The organism is Collinsella aerofaciens (assembly GCF_001404695.1).
Taxonomy (GTDB): Bacteria; Actinomycetota; Coriobacteriia; order Coriobacteriales; family Coriobacteriaceae; genus Collinsella; species Collinsella aerofaciens_E.
Genome location: NZ_CZAQ01000059.1, coordinates 1 through 3,711 on the forward strand (window position 1 = coordinate 1; position 3,711 = coordinate 3,711).

Genomic DNA, 3,711 nt, shown 5'->3' on the forward strand with positions numbered 1-3,711 from the left:
GATCGTCGGCGTCCATGGTTCCTCCTTCAACGTTAATGAAGGATAGCCCGTCGCGGTGACATCGGATTTATGTCACTCCTGGTCTAACAGAGCCAAGAAAAATCGCGTGGGCAATGTTCACAATTAGGTGTAAATCGTTTTGCCAATCGGTGAAAGGAAGAATCACGCCCTCCTGGCATTTCGCCTCCAACGCGCGAGGAACCTACCGGCTTCTTCAGCAGAGACCTCGTTCCTAGCATCATCTTCATTCGCAACACAGAAAGCTGCCGCAACCAGCTGGCAGTCTTCCGGCAACTCGAAAAAGCTGCCGTCTGCGCGCGCCGCAGTAAGAAGACCGTCGATCTTTGCGAGCTCGACCACCTCTGCGACACCAGTCTTATCGAATAAGAAGCTCGTTACTTCGCCGCTGTCCAGCGATGTGTAGCGACCCGTCCCGAACGAAAGAAAAGACGCGCACCCCGCCCCGTCAGCATTGGCAACCCTTTTCGCATAAGCCATAAATTCATTGGGTTTACGCTTCTTGAGCAAGATCAGCGCATAATGATACTCATCGTCTAGGAACAGGTTTCTCGCGGCGGCGTCCTCGCCTACCTTGGCGCAAACGGCATCAGAAAGCTCGAAAATACTGCCTTCGGGCAAAAGCGTCTTGCAATCGCTATTTTCCGTGGCATTCATGCTGTCCAGCTGATATATCAAGAAAGGCACGAGCGGATAGATTACTCTCCCCTCGCTCTCGTCCACCGACGCTCGCAGAATCTCGCCAGACTTAGCAGGCCCCAACCGTTTGAACAGCAACTCGATGAGTCTGATGAGTTCCAGGTCGGCGCTAGTCGAGGCCAAAGGGGCGTAGCTCTTTTCCTCGCTCAGACCCAAGGCCAAAAGGCACGCCCTAGTGACGACCTCGGCACGGTCTTCCTCCAATGTCGATACACGGGCCCTCATAGCCGATACAAAGTCGATCATGCTTCCCGCTTCGGCGTGCCTTTGCAGGTCTTCGAGCAATACTCCGCCCTCGCTCACATTTAACGCATCCTGCACCTCATGAATATCGATTCCGTCCGGCATGTTCGAATGGAAGTATTGATCGAAGGAATCGGCCCGCCAGATAGCGTTCAAGCTCTCCCTCGAGTAAGAGACGCAATGACTCATGCCAGTTTTATTTGCCACCCGCGGGAAAAGCCTGCAGACGGCCTCGACCGCCCACTTGGCTTCAGATCTCGGGACTATCCTAGAAATCAGCTCCTCCAAATTGGCGAGGTTGTCTTTTGGATCCATGTTATTCATATATAATGACGATCCGATTGTGCCGCAAAGGAGGTCCTTGTGCACGCGAATCCAATCAACGAGTTTTGGCACCTTGAGTTCCAGTACCGCCAAGGCGACGACGTCCTCGAAGCAGCAGAATCGCGGCAGGATGCTCAACTTCGCCTTTAACGCGTTCGTGAACCGTCGAACCTCCCTTATGGTGAAGAACCGATTGTTCAGAAACGTCAGGCGGACGCCGTTCCACCTCTTGTCGTCGAGGTCCTCCAGCCTGTATGCAAACGACTTGAAAATCGCATTGATGTCCTTGAGAAGCACCCGCTCCAAATCGCCCGATGAAATGGACGGCAGGTGCACAGGGACTTGGACCACCTTCTCCAGATATTCGGCGCCATCGCAATTCTGGACTTCACTCAAAGCCCGCGTAACCACCTCCTCATCGAATGAAAGAAGGTAGTTTATCTTCGGAAGCTTCGCCAGGGAGGCGACGAGCTGAAACACCATACGCACCTGATCGTTCGGCAGCCGATCAATGTCGTCGATGATCACTACGACCCGCCCATCGAACTTGAGGAGCTCCTCCTCAAGTCTCTGTTTCTTCGAAGAGACGCTTCCCGCCCTTTCTGCGGATTTCCTCAACCTGCTCGCCAAACGTTTGCCGAAGGCAGGCACAGCAACGCCTGCAAGCGGCGCGCCCGCCAAACTGGCAGCGGCACCGGCGGTAATCAACAAGGCTTCAGAATATGCCGCGAAAGCATTGAGCACCTCGGGGCGCTTACCGCACAGCTTGCCGAATAACTTGCCGAATAGCGTGCGCCGCCCATGTACATCTTTATCAAGCGCACTCCCGACTTCCTTAAGAAACTGAGCGAGCAGCTGCTCGGACGTGAGGTAATTCCAGGGCTCAAAACGGACGACAGAGACGCCCGCCTTGCCGTCATCGTCTTTTCGGGAGAGCGCATTTTCAACGAGGTTTATAACCGAAGTCTTGCCTGATCCCCAAGGCCCATACAAACCAATGACAAGGGACTCGGGACCAGCTGCGGATTTCAGAATATCTGCCAGCCTCTCAGCGAAAGGGGTCCTTCCGATAAGATCTTGCTCCCTTGCCTTGATTGGTGTATCCGTGGCAAGAGATAGGTTGGATTTATCCAAGGCCACTACCTCCTATTACAGTCAGAAATGAGCTATTCGATACCCCCACATTAAATTTGCGTTCGCTAGAATCGGCTCATTTACCCGTAGATGGGGCTAGCGCCCATGGTCGACCACGCCGATGTAGCCTGCAATCTCCCCAAGCGCGCACATGAGCTCATCGAAGAAGCCGACCACATCGAATTCAGCTGTCATACCAGCCTTATTCGATGGGAACCACGCGCATGGACGCGATGCGGAACAAGCCGTCATCCCAAACCACGTAGTTGCTGTACGTCTTGCTGCCGTAGTATTTGATTCCGTCGATGCCGGCATGGCGGCAGCATTGGGCGACGAAGTTTGGCACGAGGTACTCCGGCGGGATGACCTGGTCGGTGTTGGTGAATGGAAACCGAAGGTACTTCAGGAAGTAGTTGGTCCCGCGGCCCACGCCGGAAAGGTCGATGAGGCGGACGTCGCGCCTGCCCTCTATCTCGGCGACCTGGGCCTCGTCCCCCGAACCGTGCTTCCCAATCTCCTGCATCGCGCCGTGCTCTGTGTCAGAGAAGTAGTAGTAAGCCTTCTGCGGGCCGTTAAACCTTCCCGCTTTCACAAGTAGTCGGGGTGCTTTGGCCATGTCGTCCTTAAGGTACGGGGCCGTCCCCGCGGGCTTTAGCCGAGCATGGTAATAGACCGGCCTGTCGAACGAAATTGCATCCCTCCAGTCACGAACCGTCTCCCAGATAACCCTACCGGCCTTACAATCCATTGCGAAGGCGGGCTCATCCGAGCAGAGCTGCTGAAGCTCCATCATGTCAACCTCTGTCAGCCCCTCAAGGAAGGACAGGGACGAGGTCAGGACGTTGAACGAGCGAACGTTCGCGGATACCTCGCCGGAATCATCGCCGGCCAAATTGCAGGCCCAACTGCAGACCACGAGGTCCGTCACGGGATCCGTCACGGACCTCGTGACGAGCAACCTCTTCCCCCTGATGTCGACCGAGACATCTTCGCTAACGGAGAGCCGCTCGAGCGAGGCCTTGCTGAGTTCTCTCACGAAGGTCTTGGCACCACGCGGTATCGAGCCACCATAGCCAAAATCCCCGAGGGAATCGACAAGCCCGCCGACATTGCCAAGGAGGGCGATGTCGGGACCCCTGACGGTCAGCCCAGAAAGGCTGTTGGCAAGGCTCTCGTAGACGCCGAAGTAGTCTTTAGAGGTAGTGTCGAGAAAGTTGGTGTAGCGCCCGATCCGAAGCGAGTCGGCCCGGCGTCCTGGAACCTGGAACACGGTTGATATCCTATGCCGCCTCG

Annotated in this window: 2 protein-coding genes; both read right to left on the reverse strand. The window is 55.6% G+C overall.

Features of this window, described 5'->3' with window-relative positions:
* Window positions 1–162: 162 nt before the first annotated feature.
* Entirely contained in the window at window positions 163–2,418 is a 2,256-nt protein-coding gene (locus tag AQ996_RS09365; RefSeq protein ID WP_172674641.1) for a KAP family P-loop NTPase fold protein, read from the reverse strand.
* Between the two features lie 202 nt (window positions 2,419–2,620).
* Window positions 2,621–3,711, reverse strand: a 1,091-nt coding sequence (locus AQ996_RS09370; RefSeq protein WP_216595008.1) for an RES family NAD+ phosphorylase, incomplete at its 5' end; no start/stop codon positions are given.